Annotated in this window: 18 protein-coding genes and 1 riboswitch; of the genes, 7 read left to right on the top strand and 11 right to left on the bottom strand. The window is 52.8% G+C overall.

All coding sequences use genetic code 11. The annotated features are described in order from the left end of the window. Position 1 precedes the first annotated feature (1 nt). Positions 2-1246 (bottom strand): molybdopterin molybdotransferase MoeA, encoded by a 1245-nt coding sequence (gene moeA / locus ACF8D4_RS11300; RefSeq protein ID WP_028780739.1) that lies wholly within the window; start codon positions 1244-1246, stop codon positions 2-4. A gap of 274 nt (positions 1247-1520) precedes the next feature. Between moeA and ftnA the strand changes: the two genes are divergently transcribed. Then, positions 1521-2048, top strand: coding sequence for a non-heme ferritin (ftnA, locus tag ACF8D4_RS11295; RefSeq protein ID WP_028780740.1), 528 nt, complete (start codon positions 1521-1523; stop codon positions 2046-2048). Between the two features lie 42 nt (positions 2049-2090). Here ftnA and ACF8D4_RS11290 read toward each other — a convergent pair whose 3' ends face one another. Continuing rightward, positions 2091-5288 carry an EAL domain-containing protein gene (locus tag ACF8D4_RS11290; protein WP_115389465.1) on the bottom strand — a complete coding sequence of 1066 codons (3198 nt, stop codon included), beginning with the start codon at positions 5286-5288 and terminating at the stop codon, positions 2091-2093. A gap of 258 nt (positions 5289-5546) precedes the next feature. Next, positions 5547-6200 (bottom strand): 3,4-dihydroxy-2-butanone-4-phosphate synthase, encoded by a 654-nt coding sequence (gene ribB / locus ACF8D4_RS11285; RefSeq protein ID WP_025009206.1) that lies wholly within the window; start codon positions 6198-6200, stop codon positions 5547-5549. A 114-nt stretch (positions 6201-6314) separates the two neighbouring features. Then, a riboswitch (FMN riboswitch) is annotated at positions 6315-6501 on the bottom strand. A gap of 210 nt (positions 6502-6711) precedes the next feature. On the opposite strand from ribB, the gene ACF8D4_RS11280 reads away from it, so the two are divergent. Next, positions 6712-8850, top strand: a complete 2139-nt coding sequence (locus tag ACF8D4_RS11280) for a S9 family peptidase (RefSeq protein WP_392468709.1) — start codon at positions 6712-6714, stop codon at positions 8848-8850. Beyond that, entirely contained in the window at positions 8847-9122 is a 276-nt protein-coding gene (locus ACF8D4_RS11275) for a GIY-YIG nuclease family protein (protein WP_025009207.1), read from the top strand. The genes ACF8D4_RS11280 and ACF8D4_RS11275 overlap by 4 nt, the downstream gene beginning before the upstream one ends. 295 nt (positions 9123-9417) lie before the next feature. On the opposite strand, the gene ACF8D4_RS11270 is transcribed toward ACF8D4_RS11275, so the two are convergent. From ACF8D4_RS11270 to ACF8D4_RS11260, 3 genes are all read right to left on the bottom strand, one after another. Further along, positions 9418-10224, bottom strand: a complete 807-nt coding sequence (locus ACF8D4_RS11270) for a phosphatase PAP2 family protein (protein ID WP_345869069.1) — start codon at positions 10222-10224, stop codon at positions 9418-9420. A gap of 70 nt (positions 10225-10294) precedes the next feature. Continuing rightward, entirely contained in the window at positions 10295-11509 is a 1215-nt protein-coding gene (locus ACF8D4_RS11265; protein ID WP_062793344.1) for a HAMP domain-containing sensor histidine kinase, read from the bottom strand. Beyond that, entirely contained in the window at positions 11506-12159 is a 654-nt protein-coding gene (locus ACF8D4_RS11260) for a response regulator transcription factor (protein WP_162173412.1), read from the bottom strand. The genes ACF8D4_RS11265 and ACF8D4_RS11260 overlap by 4 nt, the downstream gene beginning before the upstream one ends. Positions 12160-12247: 88 nt before the next feature. On the opposite strand from ACF8D4_RS11260, the gene ACF8D4_RS11255 reads away from it, so the two are divergent. Beyond that, a complete protein-coding gene (locus tag ACF8D4_RS11255; protein ID WP_062793345.1) occupies positions 12248-12808 on the top strand; it encodes a class I SAM-dependent methyltransferase in 561 nt (186 codons plus the stop codon). Positions 12809-12898: 90 nt separating this feature from the next. Then, positions 12899-13690 (top strand): bifunctional 2-polyprenyl-6-hydroxyphenol methylase/3-demethylubiquinol 3-O-methyltransferase UbiG, encoded by a 792-nt coding sequence (locus ACF8D4_RS11250; RefSeq protein WP_025009215.1) that lies wholly within the window; start codon positions 12899-12901, stop codon positions 13688-13690. Between the two features lie 72 nt (positions 13691-13762). On the opposite strand, the gene ACF8D4_RS11245 is transcribed toward ACF8D4_RS11250, so the two are convergent. Beyond that, positions 13763-14920, bottom strand: coding sequence for an iron-containing alcohol dehydrogenase (locus tag ACF8D4_RS11245; protein ID WP_025009216.1), 1158 nt, complete (start codon positions 14918-14920; stop codon positions 13763-13765). Between the two features lie 193 nt (positions 14921-15113). Between ACF8D4_RS11245 and ACF8D4_RS11240 the strand changes: the two genes are divergently transcribed. Beyond that, complete coding sequence (locus ACF8D4_RS11240; protein WP_025009217.1) at positions 15114-15983, top strand: AraC family transcriptional regulator; 870 nt, start codon at positions 15114-15116, stop codon at positions 15981-15983. Here ACF8D4_RS11240 and ACF8D4_RS11235 read toward each other — a convergent pair. Continuing rightward, on the bottom strand, positions 15980-16522 hold the full coding sequence (locus ACF8D4_RS11235; RefSeq protein ID WP_025009218.1) for a type II secretion system protein: 543 nt from the start codon (positions 16520-16522) through the stop codon (positions 15980-15982). The genes ACF8D4_RS11240 and ACF8D4_RS11235 overlap by 4 nt on opposite strands. A 151-nt stretch (positions 16523-16673) precedes the next feature. Then, positions 16674-17738, bottom strand: coding sequence for a type I restriction endonuclease (locus ACF8D4_RS11230; RefSeq protein WP_025009219.1), 1065 nt, complete (start codon positions 17736-17738; stop codon positions 16674-16676). Between the two features lie 284 nt (positions 17739-18022). Here ACF8D4_RS11230 and ACF8D4_RS11225 point away from each other — a divergent pair, with 284 nt between their 5' ends. Continuing rightward, positions 18023-18367 carry a hypothetical protein gene (locus ACF8D4_RS11225; RefSeq protein ID WP_025009220.1) on the top strand — a complete coding sequence of 115 codons (345 nt, stop codon included), beginning with the start codon at positions 18023-18025 and terminating at the stop codon, positions 18365-18367. A gap of 86 nt (positions 18368-18453) precedes the next feature. Here the strand turns inward: ACF8D4_RS11225 and ACF8D4_RS11220 are convergent, their stop codons facing one another. Together ACF8D4_RS11220 and ACF8D4_RS11215 are read right to left on the bottom strand one after the other, a co-directional pair. Continuing rightward, positions 18454-19980, bottom strand: coding sequence for a tetratricopeptide repeat protein (locus ACF8D4_RS11220; RefSeq protein WP_025009221.1), 1527 nt, complete (start codon positions 19978-19980; stop codon positions 18454-18456). Positions 19981-20154: 174 nt separating this feature from the next. Then, positions 20155-22131: a ligand-gated channel protein gene (locus ACF8D4_RS11215; RefSeq protein WP_208142273.1), complete on the bottom strand. Its 1977-nt coding sequence runs from the start codon at positions 22129-22131 to the stop codon at positions 20155-20157. Positions 22132-22178 lie beyond the last annotated feature (47 nt).

Below are 22178 nucleotides of genomic sequence, written 5' to 3'. Positions count from 1 at the left end.
CTCAGCACAGCACGCTGTTAAAGGGTTCTACCGTGACTCTGGTGCCCGCCGGGGTGTCGCCCTGCATCTGCTCCAGAATAATAAAACAGTTGGCCAGGCTCATGGAGGTCAGCATGCCCGAACCCTGTGAGCCGGTTACCGCCACTTCCAGTTCCCCGTCCTGGTTGCGGCTCAGAATACCGCGCTGGTATTCCACCCGTCCTGGCTGTTTACGTATGGGGGCGGTCAATTTGGCATCCAGTAGTAGCGGGGTTGGTTGTGGCAGCCCCTGCAGTTTATGCAGCAAAGGCCACACCAGCTTGTAGAAGGTCACCATGGATGAAACCGGGTTGCCCGGCAGACCACAGAACACCGCCTTGCCTATATGGCCGAGGGCAAAGGGTTTGCCCGGCTTGATCGCCAGTTTCCAGAAGCTTATTTTGCCTTCCTCATCGAGGATCTGCTTGGTGAAGTCGGCCTCACCGACCGAGACCCCCCCTGAGGTGATCACCATATCGGCGCTGGCCGAGGCGTTGCGAAATGCCTGACGGATAGCCTCAGGATCATCTGCAATAACGCCGAGATCCTGCCACTCAACACCGGCACGGCTGAGCAGGCCCTGAATCGAGTAGCGGTTGGAGTCGTAGATCTGGCCGGGAGCCAACTCTGAACCCACGGGGCGCAATTCATCACCGGTGGAGAAGAAAGCGATTTTAACCTTGCGGATCACTCTAAGGCTGCTGATACCTATGGTGGCCATCACCCCCATTTCGGCGGCACCTATCAGAGTGCCGGCCCTGAGGACCTTGGTGCCGGCCAGCAGCTCTTCGCCGCGGCCACGCACATTGTCTCCGGCCTGCTTGCAAGGTTCTATGGTGATCAGCTCGCCATTGGCCTCGGTTTTCTCCTGCATTTGCACCGTGTCGAAACCCGCAGGCACAGGAGCGCCAGTCATGATGCGGACACAGCCGCCTGGCTGATACTGGCCTTCAAAAGGATGGCCGGCAAAGGAACTGCCCAGTAATTTCAGGCTGGCCTTCTCGGGTAAGTCGGCATAACGATAGGCGTAGCCGTCCATCGCCGAGTTATCGAACGGCGGCAGGTCTATGCTGCTGGCCAAGTCTTCTGCCAGTACCCGTCCCAGAGAATTCGACAGTTGCACGGTTTCGGTATCTTCCAACGGGGTGACCTGCTCGAGTAGCAGGGGCAGAGCGAGATCCGGGTGCATCAGCCCTGGATGGGCACAGACGTCTTGCGGCTTGGACATAGAGCAACCTTATTTGAGCTATTACTGAACCTGGTTGGCTATTATGCCACGCTGAAAGTGGATGACTATGATCTGCATGCCAGTTTTCGTGCCCTGGGCGCAGGCTTTTCCTTTTACAGTCAGCAGATTGCGGCAAATAACAAATGATAATTCAAGTTAAATGAAAAGTGTTTTCATTATAAATCATTGCGTTAGGTAAAGATTCTTGCATTTGTTGTGCCCCTTGATAACAATAGCGCCCATGAAACAGATACCAGAAACGAGAGGCAAGGATATGTTGGCACAAGCCATGATTGATAAGTTGAACGAGCAGATCAATATGGAGTTTTTCTCCTCTAACCTGTATCTGCAGATGAGCGCCTGGTGTGAAGACAAAGGCTTTGAAGGTGCGGCCAAGTTCCTGCGGGATCACGCCGATGAAGAGATGCAGCATATGCGTCGTCTGTTCACCTATGTCAGTGAAACCGGCGGCATGCCTCTGCTGGGTGCCATTGAAGCTCCCAAGGCCAATTTTGAATCCCTGTTGTCCCTGTTCGAGTACACTTACGAGCACGAGCAACTGATCACCAGCAAGATCAATGCCTTGGCTCATACCGCCTTCACGACTCAAGACTATTCCACTTTCAACTTCCTGCAGTGGTATGTGGCCGAGCAGCACGAAGAAGAGAAGCTGTTCAAGTCGATTGTCGACAAGATCCGCCTGGTGGGCGAGGATGGCAAGGCGCTGTTCCTGGTGGACAAGGATCTGATGCAACTGGCGAGCGAAGGTGGCGAGACTGTGATGAATGCACAGATGGCCTAAGGCCACCTGGTTATAAAAGAGAGCAGCCTTAAGGCTGCTTTTTTATGCCAGAAGCTGACGGATAAAGGACTCTCCCTGGATGAGGATCGGGGTCAGGCTCTTGGCAGGTAGAGGTCTTGAAAGCAGATAGCCCTGACCAAAATCACAACCCATGGACTTGAGCAAGATCCATTGCGCGCGGGTCTCTATGCCCTCGGCCACCAGTTGCAAGTCCAGGCTCTTGCCCATCATGACTATCGCTCGCACCAGGCTGGCATCTGCCTCATTCACCAAGGCGTTATCGACAAAGCTCTTGTCGATTTTAATCACAGAGATAGGGAACTTGCGCAGATAGCTCAAGGAGGAGAAGCCGGTTCCGAAGTCATCCATGTGGATTGCCACGCCGAGTTGGCGAATGCTGTTGAGCACCTCCAGACAATGGGGGCTGTCGTCCAGCAGCATGGACTCGGTGATCTCTATATGCAGTCTCTCGGGCGCTATGCCGTGACGCTTGATGGCTTCGGCCAGCAAGGTGTCGAAGCTTACCCCACTGACGTTGATGCACTGGCGGCTGGAGACGTTGATCGCCATATCCAGTTTTATTCCTTCGGCATGCCATTGGCTGAGGTCTTTCAGTGCTTGTTCCAGAACCCATTCGCCTATCGGCTCTATCAGGCCATTATTCTCCGCAATGGGAATGAATTTCTCCGGTGAAACCCAGCCGTATTCGGGGTCATTCCAGCGCAGCAGCGCCTCGACTGAGGTGATTTGGCCGGTTTCCATAGAGACTATGGGTTGATAATGCAGACAAAATTCCTGATGTAGCACGGCGCTTCTGAGACGTTGCTCCAGTTGCAAACGCTCCAGCATGCTGGCGTTCATGCTGGGGGTGAAATACTGGTAGTTGTCACGGCCATTGTCCTTGGCGCTGTACATGGCGGTTTCCGTGTTGCGGGTCAGGGCATCTATGTCATCGCCGTCTTCGGGATAGACACCTATACCAAAGCTGACCGAGATCAGGGTGTCCTGGCCATCGATATCGAAGCTGCTGCCGAATAGGGCTTTAACCCTGTCGGCCACGGCTGTCAGGGCGGCATCGTTCTTGTAGTGCGGCAGGATCACGGCAAATTCATCACCCCCTATGCGGGCAACAAACTTTTGTTCATCCGGTAGTGACTCCAGCCTTCTCGCCACCTGTTGCAACAAGAGATCGCCGCGTTTGTGGCCCAGCACATCATTGATATATTTGAACCTGTCGAGATCGATCAGCAGAATCGCCAGTTTGTGACCATGAATATGGGCCTGCAACAGCTCGTGGTGCAGCCTCTCGCTGAACATCTTGCGATTGGGCAACTTGGTCAAAATATCGAAATGGGCCTGATACCAGATGTCCTGCTCGTATTTTTTACGGTGGCTGATATCGACAAACAAACCTATGTGTTTGAGTATGTTGTTGTTATCGTCACGCACCAGGGTGATAGCCAAAAACTCAGGATAGATCTCGCCGTCTTTACGCCTGTTCCAGATCTCGCCTTCCCATTTGTTATTGGTCAGCAGACTGTCCCACATCTGGCTGAAGAAGCTCTTGTCGTGGCGATAGGAGTTGAGTATTGAAGGATTCTTGCCCTTGACCTCTTCCAGGCTGTAACCGGTAATGCGGCTGAATGCCGGGTTGACCAGTTCAATACGGTTATCGGCATCTGTGATGACAATCCCCTCGCCGGAATAGTCGAATACTGCCGCGGCCTGTTTCAGTTGTTGATAGGATTTTTGCCTTTCGCTGAGCATTTGTCCCAGTGCCTTGGCCATGTCGGCCAATTCATCCTTGCCCTCGACCTTGATATCTAGATCCAGATTGGGATCCTTGGTCATCAAGCGCATGTTGTTGGCGATGGCATAGATACGTCTGAGCAGATTGTGACTCAGGGCCCGGCCAAGAAACAACAGCAGGCCGATAGTGATGGCAGCCGACAGCAGATAGAGGGCGATAAGGCGCAGTGACTGACCGCGTTGGGCGTTGGAAAGATTGAGAATATCATCGGAAACACTGTCGGCTATGGCATCCATCTGGCGGATCCTTTCGCTGGCCAACTGCCACCAGACTTCGGGAGTCACCGGGGGCTTGGGTTGGCTCAGGGCCTTCAGGGCATCAAGCATCTCATCGTCGGAAATCTGCACCAAGGGGTCTATCTCTTCCACCTTGGCGCCCCGGCTTTGCATGGCCGCTATCAGCTGCATCTTGTGGCGATATTCGTTGAGCTTGTCCCTTATCTGGGCAATCGCCTGTTGCTGATTGGCACTCAGAGCCTTGCTCGATTTCAATTTTTCGAGGATCTGCTCCAGTGATTCCAGCTTGGCGTTAAAGCCTTGTTGGTATTGGCCATCGCCACGCAGCAGGAAATTTTTGAACTCATGCAGCAGGCCACCATACCCCAGCAAAGAGGCAAACTTATGCGCCTGACGCGTGATGGCATCTTGCTGACGCAGCTGCTCCCTGACATTGTTCAATGCCTGACTCTTGCTGTCCTGCAGCATAGCCTCCAGGCGTTGTTTGTGTTCCACAATGGCGCTGGCGCGGAATAGATCTATGCTCTGATCCTGCTCTGTTATCAATGCCAACAGCCGCTCATAACTGTCGGTGTCGAACTGACGCTTCAGCAACATGCCGTTGATCAGGCCGCGCTCACGCACCGCCAACTCCTGAATCCGCAACAGTGCGGCCAGGTCGGCATAGGCTCTGGCCTGCTGCACATTGCTCGACAGGGATTGCAGATTGGCAATGCCCAGCAAGAGTTCGTAGTTGAAATCGGAATAGAAATTCAGCGAGGCGCTCTCATCACGGCTCAAGAGTTCGAGCCGGTTGTTTTCCAGCGCCTGCTTGCCGAGCCGCAGAGCCTCCAGTTTGGTTTGCAACAGATGTTGGGCCGCAGGAGAGAGTTGTCTGGAGAGCTGTAACAGATGGGGAGAGTTTTGCAGGGCTGTTATCTGTGCCGATACCCGCTGCTGCTGCACCTGCAGACTGTCGGCAAAGCATTCACCATTACAGGTGATATAGGCGGCGCTGAGACCCCTTTCCTGCTGTAGCTCGTAGATGAGATCGGCCAGGCGCCGACCCACCTCGACAGCATGATAACTTTGGCTGGCCAAACGGTAGTTGTGCAGCAGTTCAAACAGGCGCACGCAACCCAGTAGACTAAGAACCAAAACAGGCACTAAGGCAAACAAGAGTAATTTGCGCTTTAGGCTCAGTTGGCTTAACACCTATGGCTCTCCTTGAAATCCTACTGACAAAGACCTGCCTGCAATCTACTCGAATACAGGCCATAAGGCTTGATAAGTAACATATTGCCTATCAGGGGGCGACCCGTTGTTCAAGGATTTCTAATCTAGGTCACGAAAATAAACCTTAAAAAGTGGAGGGTTAATGTGAGCCTTGTTGCAACAAAGTTTACCAGTTTGTTTAAAACAAAAGCGGCTATAAAGCCGCTTTTGATCAAATAGTTAAAGAATGCTTGTTTATTAGCCTGCGTTGGCCAGCAGAGATTCGCGATAGCTGACAATATCCTCGATGGAAAGAACCGGCAGGTCGTGTTTGTCACCAAAGGCAATGATTTGTGGCAGTCTGGCCATGGTGCCATCCGGATTGGTTACTTCGCACAGCACTCCGGCGGGTTTTAGGCCGGCCAGTTGCATCAAGTCCACAGTGCCCTCGGTGTGACCGCGGCGGGTCATCACACCACCGGGCTGAGCCCGCAGTGGATAGACGTGTCCTGGGCGGGCCAGGTCTTCCGGTTTGGCGTTGTCTGCAATTGCGGTCTTGATAGTCGTCACCCGGTCGGCAGCGGAAACGCCTGTAGTGACTCCGACTTTGGCCTCAATGCTCACGGTAAAGGCGGTGCCGAACTGGCTGGAGTTGTTTTCCACCATGGGCGGCAACTGCAGCGCCTTGATTTTCTCGTCGGTAAGGCAGAGACAGACAATGCCGCTGCATTCGCGGATCAGCATCGCCATCTGGGCGTTGGTCAGGCTCTCGGCTGCGAAGATAAGATCGCCTTCGTTTTCTCTGTCTTCATCGTCGACCACCAAAACACCGCGGCCTTGACGCAATGCTTCCAGGGCGGTTTCGACTCTTTCAATCGGGGTGCCAAAAGGCGCTAATAATGACTGATTCATGGTAAAAATCCTTAAATTACGGCTTGGGTTTTCCAGAATCAGGGCAAAGAAAGGAATAGCGGACCTCTCTGCCGCTGGCAGAGATGTATCACTAAGCGGATCGCCTCGCGGCAATCTGATTCTCTTTCATCCGGACTGAGCCATCTAAATGGCAACACCGTCGGCTCTGGAATAGTCACGCTAGGTCGTGATGACACCAGATCTGCTGACCCCGCCAGAATCTGGCGGGCGCTCGCGGGCTTTCATGTCGCTGACACGATTTACCGCCGGTGGGGAATTTCACCCCGCCCTGAGAATTGACCTGTTACTTGTATGTGGCAGGCGGCAACAGCATGCGCCTGTTACATACAAATGACAAGCGACAGGGTCACATTTTCTGCGGGTGAAGGGGGAGCCTTTGAGAGTAGGGCTTAGATGGCAGGGCTTGCCGTTGGCGCCGGTCGGCGTCACTATATGCAGGCGGCCTGTAGTCGAGGGAGTAGGCCGCTGATATTAACGCTAAGGAAGAGTGATGAGTCGAGCAGGATCCCTGATGTTGGTTTTAGGCACAGCCTTGTGGCTGTGCGGATGCAGTGGAATGAATTCAGAAAATAAGCTGGTGGCACCGGTTGCCGAAAAACGTCCTCACACCATGAGTCTTCACGGTGTGACCAGGACAGACGACTATTATTGGCTGCGTGACGATGAGCGTAAGGCCCCGGACGTTATCGACTATCTGGAGCGGGAAAACGCCTATACCGCCGCGCGTCTTAAGCCTTGGGAACCGCTGAAACAGAAACTGTTTAAAGAGCTGACCTCCAGGCTGGAGCAGGATGAAAGCAGCGTGCCATATCGCTGGCATAACCATTGGTATTATCGCCGTTTTGAGGCCGGGCTGGAGTATCCGGTGATCGCCAGAAGCCGTGAGCTCAATGGTGAAGAGCAGTTGCTGCTAGATGTTAACCGGCGCGCCGAGGGGCAGGAGTTTTACGCCCTTGGCGGAGTGTCTGTCAGCCCGGATGAGCAGATACTGGCCTTTGCCGAGGATACCCTAAGTCGCCGTATTTACAGCGTCTATTTTAAAGATCTTGCCACCGGTGAACTGCTTGCCGACAAGCTGACGGGCGTCGATGGCCGGGTGGTCTGGAGCAATGACAACCGTTATGTGTTCTATATCGCCAAAGACCCACAGACCCTGTTGGGATACCAGGTTTTTCGGCATAAGCTGGGAAGTCCCCAGGGCGAGGATGTGCTGGTTTATGAAGAGCAGGACGATACCTTCTATATCTCCCTCGGCAAGAGTCTGGATGAATCCCTGATTGTATTGCACCACGAGAGCACCACGACCAGTGAAGTTTCCCTGCTTGATGCCAACGCCCCGCTCGGCGAATTCCGGGCGTTTCTGCCGCGGGAAGAGGGCCACGAATACAGCATCGCCAAGCGTGGAGATGAATTCTTCATCCTCAGCAACTGGCAGGCGACCAATTTCAGGCTGATGAAAACCACGGCTGCCGATGCCGGCGACAAGCGCAAGTGGCAACAGGTGCTGGCCCATGATCCCGAGGTGCGCCTCGAAGACCTGTTATTGCTGGACGATTATCTGATAGTACAGAGCCGCAGCCAGGGGCTGAGCCATATCAAGGTCTATCCCCATACAGATCTCAGCCGGGGCTATGAATTGACCTTTGATGACCCGGCCTATGTGGTTGGTCTGGATATCAATCCCAGCCAGCACAGTCGCGAACTGAGGTTATATTACTCGAGCCCGACTACCCCCGAGAGTATTTACAGCTATCAACTGGATAAGCCGGGCGAGCGCAAACTACTCAAGCAGGAAAAGGTATTGGGGGACTTCGAGCCCGGCAACTATCAGGCCGAGCGCTTGCTGATCCCGGCCCGTGATGGTGCCCAGGTGCCCGTGACTCTGGTGTATCGCAAGGACAAGTTCCGTAAAGACGGCAGTAATCCACTTTATCAGTACGGTTATGGTGCCTACGGCCATATCATAGAGCCGGACTTCGACGCCTCTATTCTAAGCCTGCTGGATCGCGGCGTGGTCTATGCCATTGCCCATGTCCGGGGCGGAGAGATGCTCGGCAGGCCTTGGTATGATGATGGCAGGCTGTTTAATAAACGAAACAGTTTCAATGACTTTGAAGACACTACCCGGGCACTTTTGGATCTGGGTTATGCCGCACCCGGCAAAGTGGTTGCCGCCGGTGGTAGTGCCGGTGGTTTATTGATGGGCGCCGTGGTCAATCAGGCTCCGGGTCTTTACCTGGCGGTGGCCGCCCATGTGCCCTTTGTGGATATAGTAACCACCATGCTCGATGAGTCGATTCCGCTGACGACCAATGAATATGATGAGTGGGGCAACCCCAATGACAAGCCCTACTTTGACTATATGCTGAGTTACTCGCCCTATGACAACATTCGCCATCAGGCCTACCCGCATCTGTTGGTGACCACAGGGCTGCACGACTCTCAGGTGCAGTATTTTGAGCCGGCCAAGTGGGTGGCCAAACTCAGGGAGTACAAGACGGACGACAATCTGCTGTTATTACAGACGGATATGGAGGCCGGCCATGGCGGCAAGAGCGGACGTTTCCGGCAATTTGAAGATACCGCGCTGGAATATGCCTTCTTCCTCGGCCTGTTGGGACTGGAATGAGTGGTGATAACTGGCAGTTGTATATCCTGCGCTGCGCCGGGGGCGAACTGTACACAGGGATCACCAAGGATGTGACCCGGCGCCTGCAGGAACATCAGAGTGGCGGCCCCAAAGCCGCCAAATATCTGCGTGGTCGCGGGCCTTTGCAACTCGTTTATCGTGAAGAGATTGGCAGCCACGGTGATGCCTTGCGGCGGGAAATGGCGGTAAAAAAGTTGAGCAAGCGAGCCAAACTGAGTTTGATTGCGAAGTCCGTAGCTATGCCGGGGTGAGTGACCTTAAAAAAGAAAAAGGAGCAGGAGCGCCAATGGCCGGGCCATTACAGCGGGCGCTTCCTGCGGTCGGGAAGAGGGTCCCCAAGGAGGGGCCTATGGCCCATCAGGAAGATAGTGACAAAGAGCAGCGGCCGGCGAGTTCCACAACGCCAGTCGACGACTGTTTCTCTTATCAGCTAAAGCAGAAAACATGCCAAAAAATAACGCATTGTTTATGTTTGTTATTTTTGCAACTACCTTCCAACAAGTGTCCGAAGTAGTGTCCTCTTTCCTTAAAAAGTGACCGATTTGGCTATTCGGGTGTCCGCCGGACACTCGAGCAGGGCCCAGAGTGGTTTTGCCCGAAGCGAGAGTGGGTGATCAACAGCCAGGTGTTGGCCAACAGCGCACCTCCTAGCAGCAAGGCGCGTTGCCAGTGCAACCAATATTGCTCCGGGAAATCACAAGGATGCTTAACAGCCGCAGTCAACACGCTGATAGTCAGTAGTGTCAGCAGGGGTAACTGCCAGGAAGGCGGCAGTATAAGTTTGTGCTGTAGCCGACAGGCCATAATGGCTATCAGCCAGCCCAGCAATGCCCCCAGCGCGACATCCTGCGGCCAGTGTGCGCCAAAAGCAATTCGGGACAAACCCACCAAGATAGCCAGTCCCAGTAGGCAGCAGGCCCAAAACCTGTCAGTGAAGAGTTGCCAGGCCAAACCGGCTAAAAGGAATACAGTCGCCGTGTGTCCGGATGGCAAACTATGCCTTAAACGTACTTCTCCAACTATATATGCCTCATCCACTGACATGGCCGGTCGGCCTACATTGAAATAGTGTTTCAGCAAGCTTATCACCAAGGCACAAGTTACCGAGGCAAGCAGAGTCGCCGTCAGCCATTGAGGGCGGCGCATCAGCAGTAAGAGCCAGAGAGAACCGGCCGTGGTGCCGTTACCCCAGTCGGTTAGAAGTGCCAGCGCTTCTTCGGAAAAAGCTTGTCCCAATTGGTTAATTTGAATAAATAACGCCTGATTCATCTCGGCTTTCAACAACAGCAGATGTCCCAAAAACAGCAGCCCTGGAAGTATAAGGCTTGCTGGTGTCGCACTGGGTGAGTACATACAGGTCTCCGGTCTATGGTCAATACCGGGAGAATAGAGAGCCAAGTGTCGCTGAATTGTCGCAGCCGATTCAGTTGTCTAGAGTCGTTCCAGCGGGAAAAGTGACGGTTGCACAGTAGCCCAGTGGTGAAGAAGATATTTGGAACCCCCAATGGTAACGGCGGCAGATGTCCCTTACCAACACCAATCCCACCCCGTATCCATCATGAGGGCTTTGGGGCTCGGCAACATAGTTGCCAACACTGATAGATTGCGCATTGGCTTTCAGGCTGACCTGGCCCTGAACACTGTGTTGAAAGGCGTTTTGCAGCAAATTGCTGATCAGCGAAGTCACCAGTTGCGGATGCGCCTGCAGCCTGAATGGCGTTATTGTCATTACCAACTCGCAGTCTGTCGCCTGACGTAGTGGGGTCAAAGGTTGCAACAGAGCTTCAATAAAGGCTTGATCCAACTTCATCCACTCGGCTTCAGCAGTTTTTTTGCGCCGGGCCAGCAGCAATAACACTTCTGCCAGCGACTCCATTTGGGTGACTGCGCGACGGATCCTTTCCCGGGTTTGGGCTCGTTCTGGGGCGAGATTGTGGAGTGAAAGTTTGAGCACAGTCAGAGGTGAACGAAATTCGTGGCTGATGTAATGAGTAAACGCGCGTTCCCGGGCAAGGGCTTGGCTGAGCTCGTTATGGCTTTTGTTCAGTGCGTGCTGCAGTTCAATAAATTCACTGGTATCGTCCTCAATACTTACAGGATCGAGGTTTTCCGGCTCGTTTTTCAGTTTCTTGGTGAGCCGGCTGAACGGCGCTGCAATCGCTGAGGCTTGATGACTGATATAGATACTCGCCAGGGCAAACAATCCAAGTGCGGTAAACACCAAAATCGCATCTACCATGAAGGCATCCCAGCCCTCGAGTTCAAGCAGGTCGACCCTTTGCAACAGGTACAGTTTTTTGCCTTTATGGTTCAATACCAACAAGTTGTATTCGCGGCCATCGGAGAGGTGCAGGTTGTGTAAACCTGGGATAGGTGAACCGAACTCTTGTGCCAGTTCGCCTGGAAGTTGCTCGTACAGGGTCAATAACTCACCAAACTGGCCCGATAAGGTTCCCAGGTTACCTGAGTCATAGAGTGCCAACACATTGGGGGCGATCAATGTTAAATAGCGACTGTGCAAGCGATTTTCCAGCACTCTGGCCCCTGTCTCCACTACCAGAAAGTAAAACAACATCAGGAGCGCGGCTCCTCTGAGAAAGCTGCGATTGATCTTGTGGGCGATGGAAAAAGTTGTCACTGCAACTTGTACCCTATCTTGGCTATGGTCTGGATCCTTGGTGTAGCAAAGGGTTTGTCCAGTTTTTGTCGCAGCAGATAGATGTGCTTTCGCAAGATGTCCTCATCCGGGAGTCCGTCCTGCCAGAGAGCCGACTCCAGCTCTTCTTTGCTGATGACTTGATTGGGGCGACGCATTAGGCAGGTTAACAGGGTAAAGCTGGCTGGGCTGAGACTGATTTGCGCCCCTTCCCGCCACACTTCACGGCGCTTGAGATCCAGGGAGATTTCCTTATAGCTCAGCCTTGAGGCGAAACCTTCTCCTGAGGTGCGGCGCACAACGGCTTGCATTCTCAGCCATAGTTCCTGGGTATCAAAGGGTTTAACCAGATAGTCGTCGGCACCTGTTATCAGCCCGGTATGAATATCTTCACGGGTATCTCTGGCTGTCAGCATGATTACCGGACAGTCGATCCCTTGGTTTCTCAGCTGTTGGCAAAGGCTGATGCCATCTAGCCCTGGCAGATTCAGGTCCAGCAGAATTAATTGATAGTGATGCGAAAGCGCCAATTGCAGCCCTTGGTTACCGTTTCTGGCGAAGTCCCAGTCCAACTGCGGCAGTTGTTCGGCGATCAAGGCGGCAGTATCCGGATTATCTTCAATTAACAACACCCTCACTTTCCTTAATCCCTCTGACAATTCGTAGACACTTGTCCAATTAGAGTTCGCTTCTTTCCTATGGTTCATTTGGAGGCGGAAGATGCGCAACTATTGCTTGGGCACCACGATACAAAGAAAATTCTGGCGTCGATCTTTAGGACATTGGCTCAACCAGCAAGGGTGGCAGAGAGGTGTTGAGCTGGGAGTCAAGAGTGGTCGTTCCACGGCGGCTATGCTATCGGTTAACCCCGGTTTACAACTGACAGGAATAGATCTTTGGCAGAATCAGCCCGGAAACTCTGCCTATGCAAACAATGCCGAGAACGAGAGAAAGGCGAGAAGGATTTGTCGCCGTTACTCGGGTTTAACCTTACTCAAGGGGGATGCCTTACAGCTGGCAGGACATTTTTCCAATGCCAGTCAGGACTTCGTCTTTTACGACCTATATGACTATCGTTGTTCCAACACAGAGTTCGTGACTCAGATATTACGGCTCTGGTATCCCAAAATTGCCCCAGGCGGGGCAATAGTCGGGCGTGACTTTGACAATCAGGACTGTTTGTGGGCCTTTGCCGATTTAGGTCTTCCGCATCCTGTGGCTTGTATTATTCGCGGGCGGGCGCATCCCAGATTAAAGGCGGTGTTTAAGCCTAAGCAATAGCGAATTGCGTGTATGAAGCTAATTTGATCTATCAAAGGGTTAAGTTGTAGCATCCGCCATGTTGACGATTGAATAGACAGGGAGCTTTTGATGACAAGCAAGGCAGAAGCAGAGTACCAAAGGCTGAATCAGCAGGCCTGGAATGAGCGTACCAAGTTACATCTGCAGTCAGAATTTTATGACGTTAAGGGGTTTCTCAGTGGTCGCAGTTCGTTGCGGGAAATAGAGCTGGCCGAACTATCGGTCAAGGGCAAGTCCTTGCTGCATCTCCAGTGTCACTTTGGTCTAGATACTCTCTCCTGGGCCAGAGAAGGGGCCGCCAGTGTCGCAGGCCTGGATTTGTCTGACGAGGCCATTACCAGTGCCCGCCAACTGGCGGAGCAAGCCGCTATCGACGCCGAGTTTGTTTGTGGCGACCTCTATCAGGCGCCGGCTTTGCTGCAGCGCCAATTCGATCTCGTGTATGCCTCTTATGGCGCGCTGGTTTGGTTGCCGGATCTACATCGCTGGGCAGAAACTGTGAGTGCTTGCCTTAAGCCGGGCGGTGAACTCTACCTGGCCGAGTTCCATCCATTGCAGGCATTGTTTGACGGTTATGACTACTTCCACACAGGTAAGGCCGATGTAGAGTTGGAGGGCAGCTATACCGAGAATGCTCAGGAAGCACAGCATACCACGGTTTGTTGGTCACACTCCCTGGCTGATGTCATCAGCGCCTTGTTGGCCAATGGTTTGCAGTTGCGGGCTTTTCGCGAGTATGACTTCAGTCCTTATGACTGTTTCGAGGGCTTGCAGGAGGATACGCCGGGGCGTTTCAGGTTATATCATCAAGGCAAAGCCATTCCCTTGGTCTACAGCTTGAGAGCGGTCAAGGAAGGCTAAAGAAACAGGGCCTAAAGGCCCTGTTTAAACTGTATTTTATCTCAGGCGTGAGAATCGTTTGGCTTGCTGAACTTACCAGGCCAGCTCAAGGATTTCACGGCTGCTGTCCAGACCGAGATCGCCGGTTTCAGATAAGGCGGTCATGCCGTGAGCTTCCAGTGCGGCAACGACATCGGCGATACGCTCTTGCGGTACATCATAGTCGCGCAGACGAGTCTTGAGGCCAACCTGTTCAAAGAAGGCCTGAGTGGCTGCAATGGCTTGCTCTATACGGCTGTCTTCATCACCCGAAGTGATATCCCAAACCCGCTCGGCATATTGCAGCAGTTTGGCGCGTTTCTGTTCCTTGCGCACCCGCCATACAGAGGGTAAGACTACGGCCAGCGTTTGCGCATGATCTATGCCGAACATGGCAGTCAGTTCGTGGCCTATCATATGAGTGGTCCAGTCTGCGGGTACGCCGCTGCCTATCATGCCGTTGAGCGCCGAGGTGGCACTCCACACCAGGTTGGCGCGGGCATCATAGTTCTCCGGCTCGGCCACAGTGACAGGGCCCACTTCAATCAGAGTCTTCAGTATGCCTTCGGCCATTCTGTCCTGAACTCTGGCATCCACGGGGAAGGTGACGTATTGCTCGACCACGTGCACGAAAGAGTCGACTACGCCGTTGGCGACCTGGATCTTCGGCAAACTGAAGGTCAGGCTGGGATCCAGCACGGAGAATACCGGGAAGCTCTGCGGATGAGTCACGGGGAACTTGCCACCCTGATGGCTGACCACGGCAAAAGCATTCATTTCTGAGCCTGTAGCCGGCAGTGTCGCTACCGTACCGACGGGCAGTACCTCTGTCACAGGAACCGGGTTGAAACCGTGATGCAGCAAGCTGCTGCTGTCGCCATCGAATTTTGCCGCCAGGGCAATAAACTTGGTGCCGTCCATCACTGAACCGCCACCGACGGCCAACAGAAAGTCGATGGATTCGCGCCGCGCCAGCTCGGCAGCCCTGGCCAGGGTGTCATATTTAGGGTTGGCTTCAATGCCACCGAATTCAAATACAACACGGTCGCCCAGCGCGGTTATGACCTTGTCCAGAGTGCCGAAGCGTTTGACACTGCCACCGCCGTAAGTCACCAGCACTCTGGCATTGGCCGGTACCAGTTGATCCAGTTCTGCCAGTCTGTCTTTACCAAATACTATGTGGGTAGGGTTGCGATAGTCGAAATTGAGCATGATATTTCTCTCTTCTACAGCCGAAAAACTATGGTTGCCATCTTAGTCCCCTCTGCTTGGATTGAAATACACATTGCTGGAGCATTTATGCCTATTCCTGCCTAGTTTGGTTAATTGGGGCTTGAATATGGCTATTTTGATGCTTTTTTCTGTAATGGTGCTAGTATCCAAACCCTGATGATTGGAGAGTGTTATGAGTGATATTGCAGCCTTAATGGCGGTCCTGGCGGTGGATGAAGGGGTGAACAGCACCAGCCTGCCAGGGGTGCATCTGTTTCGCAGTTCGGCCTATGGCAGCCGTGGCCCCATGTGTTATTCCCAAGGGATCATGATAGTCGGCCAGGGGCGTAAACGTGTCTATCTCGAAGATAAGATCTATGACTATGATCCGCAGAACACCTTGGTGATGACAGTGCCTATGCCGGTGGAGTGTGAAACCTTTGCTTCCGAGGAAGAACCGGTATTGGTACTCATGGTGGATATAGATCTGCAGCAACTGAACCAGTTGATCCGCATGATGGATCAACACCACAAGGTGCCCAAGGATCTCGATGATGCCCGTCAGAGCGGCTTCTTTGTTGCCGCCAACAGCGAAGACATGCTCTGCTGTGTCGAGCGTTTGCTGCTGGCTCTGCAGTCGCCGTTGGAAGCCGAGGTCTTGGGTCAGGCCATGGTGCAGGAGTTGCTGTTTCGGGTATTGGCTTCCGACAATGCGGCGCCTTTATATGCGCTGGCACTCAGTCATACCCGTTTATCCCGAGTAGAGAAGGCGCTCAAATATCTGCATCAGAACTATCGTGAAAGTGTGGAGGTAGAGCAGCTGGCCGAGTTGGTCAACATGAGCCCCTCGGCATTTCATCGCTGTTTCAAGGAGGTCACGGCCTCATCGCCCATTCAGTACTTGAAGAAGATCCGCCTCAATAAGGCCAAAGAGTTACTGCAAAGACAGCGCCTCAAGGTGAAGGAAGCGGCACTGGAAGTGGGCTATGAGAGCCCGGCCCAATTCAGCCGGGAGTTCAAGCGTTACTTCGACCAGAGTCCGGGAGAAGCTGCCAGGCTCTAAGGCTGACTCCAGAAGGTTTTGCGAACCGAGACCTCACCCGTATCCGGCTGATACTCCATGATCATTGTCGGTTCATTTTGCTGGATAAAATACACTGAGCGGTAGATGCAGGTATTGGGCGTTTGCTTATAGGTATAGGCCACGTCGACAGTGGTTGTAGGCAGATTGGCATCTTCTACATAGGCTATGCTGAGGTCGGTATCAGTGAGACCATGCCACAACTGTTCGCAGGCGTTGAAAATATGGGTGTCTTTGCCTGCAGTGGCATAGGGCCAGCCGTTGACACTGGAATCAACACTGCCATCACCAAAGCTGGCCAGATTGTCGATGGCGCCCTGATACCCCTTGGCCAGATAGCCACTGTGATAGAGTTTTACCGCAGATTCAAAGGCGGCATACTGGCCCCTGAACACCTGCTCTGTGGCGTCGTCGCGCAGATTGAGGAACTTGGGTGCGGCCACCACTGCCAGGATCCCGAGGATAATAATCACCACTACAAGTTCAATTAGGGTAAAGCCCTGATACTGCTTTGCTTTCATTACATCGCCCGGTTTATAGAATAGAGATATTGCCAACTGAATCGTCGCTAGCGCGGCAGTCTAGCCAAGCCTCTGACGTCTGGCAAGTCGGGGATAATAAGAATAACGGCGAACTCACTTAATGAAGTGGCTTGCCGTTCTATCTTTTGCTTTACTCGTAGAAGGTGATTGTTTGCAGTAAGGCTTCACTATGCAGGAATATATCGTCTACTGAGTCTAACGGATGACGGGTTTCATTCTTCTCATGATCCATTAATCCGAGATATTTCTGTTTGGTATTAAAGTGCAGTCTGCAAATAGGCTTGCGATTATTGTTGTCCAGTAGAACTCCGAAATAGCTTTGCGTATCTCGTCCGGTGATTCTACTAACATCGACTTTTTGTCTAAGAATCGCCTTGATGACATTGTAGCCTTCAACCTCTTCTTCGGTCGTAATTATCCTTGGCTTATTTTCGATTTCGCCATCTGAGCCTGAGACTTCCTCAACGTCATCGGTCGCTCTATCTCCCATTGCAGACTTAAGTCTTTCATTAATACCGTCCTTCATAAACTGTTTGAGAGCTTTGGCCGTGATCTCAGTAAACTGTTGTTTTACCTTTGGAGTTAGCATGCCGTCATAAACCCTGCTGGCAAAAAAGCGTACAAACTCTTCTTCAGGATTTTTGAACTGATCACTGATAATTCTCTTTATGTCACTTAGATATTTAAGTTCTCCTGCGGCATTGACGATAGATTCCATGTCAAATGTCGATTTTGTCAACTTTTTAACTTCCGGCACTATGTGTTCATCAATATTCTCCAGATCCAATACCAAAAAAGGCTTTTCATCCATCTTGTTGGGAGCGTCCAGATCAGTAAAAAAGAGGTACTGAACACCGTTGGTCAATATGGCAATTCTTGCCTTGGTGACTGAAAAATAGCGGAATAATTGGCTAGCATGTTTTATTGATAGCTTTTCGTTATATTTCTTGCACTCAATCAACATCAATACCTCTCCGTCTTTCATTAGCGCATAGTCGACTTTTTCTCCTTTTTTCGTTGGAGTATCGGCAGTGTACTCAGGGAGTACTTCATCTGGGTTGAATACGTCGTACCCCAATACAGAGCTTAGGAAAGGCATTATTAGTGCGTTTTTAGTTGCTTCTTCGGTTTGAAGGCTGGCGGATATTTGGGGGATGCGCTTTGATAGAGCTTGAATTCGTTCAATAAAATCCATTTCATTCACCTGTCATTTATCTAGAAAATGGGTGCTCCCAAGTACCACCATATAAATAGAAGCAGTTTTAAGGTTTTCGGCACTGACCGATAGTTCTCGTTAGCTGATTTAGGGTTTAGCTTAAAGTTCGCACAATATCCAGGTTAAGGTATTGTTTTGTATCAAACTATAGCTTTGTTCACACTCCGGTGACCTAAAGCATGGCAATCTTCGACTAGGCTGGTTGAGCCTGTGGCGGGATGACGGGCTAATATTGATACAGAAACTATCAGGGAGGAAAACAGATGAAATGGATTGGGATCTTGTGTGGCTTGCTGGTGTCACTGCCGGTAGCCGCGGCCGAAGGGGAATACTTCTCTGAGGAGATAGTTCAGCAAGGCACTTTAGCCAATGAAACCCTGCTCAGGGATGCCATGCCGGGAGTGGCTGCCGAAGTGGCTCGTCGCGGCTGCGAGGTGCCGGAGCAGTTTTTTGCCTTTGTGCTGGCGATGCCCAAAGGCAAAGTCGGTGAGCGCTACTGGCATGAACGCTGGATAGTCGAGGGTTGTGAGCGTGAGTACCCGGTGGATATCGAATTTCGTGAAGATGGTGTCAACGCCGCCTACTGGACCATCAAGAATAAAGGCTGAACCGCTGGGTTAGCGGTTCTGGCAATCATCTCAGAAAAGACAGACCCAGGCCTTGGCCGGGGTCTGTCTTTAAGGTTTAACACAGCTCAGGCGGCTTCTGGGTTGTTTTGCGGCAACTGCGCCCGAACCTCTTCGAGACGCTGCTCATACCAGGCGGTTTCGGCCTCGGTAAAGCTTTGCAACAGTTCCTGTTGCTGCAGTACCTGATCACCCAACAAACCGAACTGGTTATGTTCTTCCAGTTCCAGCTGCAGCCATACGGCGGCGTCTACCCTTTGGTCCAGCTCGAGGTAGGTTTCATACAGTTCTTCATAGGCCAGGGTTTCTCCGCCGAAGGCGGCCTTCTCCAGCCAGGGCAGCGCTTGTTGCAGTTCCTGGTATTCTCGCTTATCCGCATACAGCAAAGCCTGGCCCTTGAGGAGATCCAATCTGGCCTGGGCCAGGCTGTCTATGGGGTGCAGCGCCAGATATTCCTGCTTGAGTGCTTCGGCCTGCTGTTTTTCCGATTGGCTCAGACGCGCCGCCAGTGACTCTTTGGCCGCGATATACTCGGCTTCGTCCCCCATGGAAGCAAACTCGAAATGCATCAGTGCCAGCGGCAACTGGCGATTGACGCCCAGCCCTTGTTCATAGAGTTTACCGAGTTGAAAATGGGCACTAAGATCCCAAACCTGTGCCAGGGGTTCAAGTATTGCCTTGGCACGCAGATGATCCTGACTGTCGCGGGAGTGGTCGAGCAGGAAGCCGGCCAACACAGGACCTGCCACGCTATCATCTTCATCGGCCGCGGCCTTTTCCAACCACTCTCTGGCCTTGTGCAGATCTTGAGGTAATTGGTCACCGCGCAGGTAGCGCTGTCCCAGCATCAACTGAAAGTAACTGCTGTCCTGGGCCTGCTCTATCAACAGCTGCTCGGCCTGGCGTTTATCCACCGGGCCACCTAGGCCTTGCAACATCATTTCCGCCAGATGACCGGCGCTGGCCGCTTCACCCAGCTGGTGTGCCTTGGTGAGCCAGAATCTGGCCTGTTGCAAATCGGCTTCCCCTTGCCTGGGCTCCTGCAGCAATATCCCCAGATGAAAGCAGGCTTCGGGATCATCCTTGGCGGCGGCCAACTCGAGCCATTTCATCGCCTTACTGCCGTCCTTATCGAGTATCGGGTTACGGGAATAGACCCGTCCCAGTTGGCTCTGGCTCTCAGTATCACCGGCTTCGGCTCTGGGGAGTAAGTTTTGCTCCAGCAGCTGAATATTGTCACCAAAAGCAGGGTGTTGGCGCAGCTCCAACATCAGGTCATGGAGCTTGGCAAATTCATTGTCCAATGACGAGGCCTTGGCGGCCCAGTGCATCGCCTTGTCGGCATCGTTGGGCACCATCTCCAGCTCGGGACGGGTATAGAACTCATAGAGCATTTGGGCAGCGGCGGGATGATCTTTATTGGCGGCCTGCTCCAGCAGTGCTATGCCTTCATCGACTCTATTTCTGCCAATCAGTCTCAAGCCTTCATTGGCCATGGCATCCGGGTCGCCGCTTTTTACCGCCTGGGCTCGTTGCCACTTTTTCAGGGCGATAAAGAAGGCCACAAACGCGATAATGATCAGTATCAGTTTCATTGTTTTCCTTAACCTTGGGAATTTGGCGCGGACACAGTAAACGCTGTCATGGCGTTTTTTGCAACAGCTATTAAAAGACCGCGGCGGTGCGCGGTCTTTGGAGTGAGAGAGTTGAACGGCGCCAGTATATCCCAGAACTGTTCTGGCTTATAAAAACGGCATAAGGCTTCCTCGTTAGAAACTCCAGGTCATCCCCAGCCAGTAGCGGCGGCCGTCTTCGATATAGCCGTATTCTTCCTGGGTAATCTCTTTGTCCAGTAAATTATAGATACCGGCGCTGAGTTTGAGGTTTTCCATCAGCTGCAGGTTGGCACCTATATCCACCAGAGTGTAAGAGGGGGCCACCAGAGTCGACGAAGAGGGGCCCGTGGTGGGTTGGCTCTCTTCACCCCGGTAGTGCACTCTGGCCCAACTGCCCCAGCGGTCGTTGATTTGCCAGTTCAGGGAGGTTTGCAGCAGGTGCTTGGGCAATTGATTCAATGGACTGCCCTGATAGCGCCCTGTCTTTTGCTCTGAGTCCGTATAGGTGTAGTTGGCCGAAAGCTGGATGTCATCATTGATGTCATAGTTGAAATCCAGCTCGAACCCTTGAGTTACCGCTTCATCCACATTCACGTAAGTGGTGGGATCGGAGCCAAACTGGTTCGGACCGTCGGTACACTGACTCTCGGGGCAGGGTACCCGGGTGATCTTGTCTTCAAACTCGTTATAGAAGACGGTCAGGGCCGTGGTGATATTGTCGCCGAAGCCTGTGTGCAGCCCCAGCTCGTAGTTGATTGAAGTCTCGGGTTTGAGATCCGGGTTACCATACATGTTGCCACCGCGGCTGACCTGGCCCCAATCCGGCACAGTTTGTCTCAGGCTTGGGGCCCTGAAGCCGGTGGAAACACCACCTTTGAGGGTTGTGCTGTCGGTCAGATCCCAGACTCCGTAGATACGTGGGCTGAAGTGTTCGCCAAAGTTTTCGTCATCATCCATGCGTAAACCGGCCGTCAGGGCAAAGGTGTCGCTCATGCGCCATTCGTTTTCGGCAAATACCGACCATTGGCGTCTGCTGATGTCACTACGGTCACCTATCTGGTTACCTGTCTTGTCGTTGAGATCCTGGTAGTTGAAGGCGGCCCCAAAGGTGGTGGTATGACTATCACCAAAGCCGGTGACCAGACTGGTCTGGGCATCAGTGTTTTTGATGGTCATCTCTCGGCTTTTGTTTTCGAACTCTTCATATTTGACCCAGGTATTACTCGTGCCTATTTCCCAGCGGCCCGTGTGTGCCAAGGAGTATTTGCGGCTCTCATATTCAGTGGTGGAGGACGCCGGGCAGCCGTAACGACCGCAGGATTCACCGGGAGCGAGCGGAGCGACGGTTTTGCCCAGGGTGCTGTCCAACTCCTGAACGGCACTGCTGACTTCCAAAATGATGTCGTGGTCGTCACTCGGGGTCAGCGAGAAACGGGCACTGAGATTGTTGGCATCTCGACCGCGGTAACCGCCGGTTATCTGGTCTTCTTCACGCTTGGTGTACTGGCCATAAAGTTGTAACCCCAGCCAGTTAGGGATCAGGGCACCGCTGACAAAGAAGTTACCCTGATAAATATTGCCGGATTCGCTGTGTTCCTGAACTGTGCTGTCCAGTCTGAGTTCTCCCTGCCAGTTTTCCGGAACCTTGCGGGTGATGATATTGATCACCCCGCCTATGGCGTCAGAACCATACAGGGATGACATGGGGCCGCGCACCACTTCGATTCTGTCTATTGCCGACAGTGGCGGAGTCCAGGCGCCTTCGACTCCCGGGCCATCGCTATTGGTGCGAGTCTCCCGGGATGACTGGCGCATGCCGTCCACCAGGATCAGTGTGTATTGGCTTCCCATGCCCCTCAGGCTAATGTCACGGCGATCGCTGCCACCGGTAACCACGACACCGGGAACATCCAACATGGCATCGGTAATATCGCGATAGAAACGGCTATCCAGCTGTTCTCGGGTAAGTACGCTGATAGAGGCGGGAGCATCCTTGAGTTGTTGCTCGTAGCCGGAGGCGGTAACTACTATGACTTCCATGTCTTGGGGCGCTTCATCGGCCTGTGCTGCAGGTATGAGGAAGAGTGCGGCAATGGCGCTGGCCAGAGGGCTGATTCGACACAAAGACATCGGCTTTAAACTCCTGAATGCATAATTGCAAATTTGGTAAATGAGAA

The sequence above is a fragment of the Shewanella sp. YQ_9 genome, from assembly GCF_043103185.1.
GTDB classification, from domain to species: Bacteria; Pseudomonadota; Gammaproteobacteria; order Enterobacterales; family Shewanellaceae; genus Shewanella; species Shewanella algae.
Note: the sequence above shows the minus strand (reverse complement) of the source record. Positions and strands in the feature narration are given on the sequence as shown.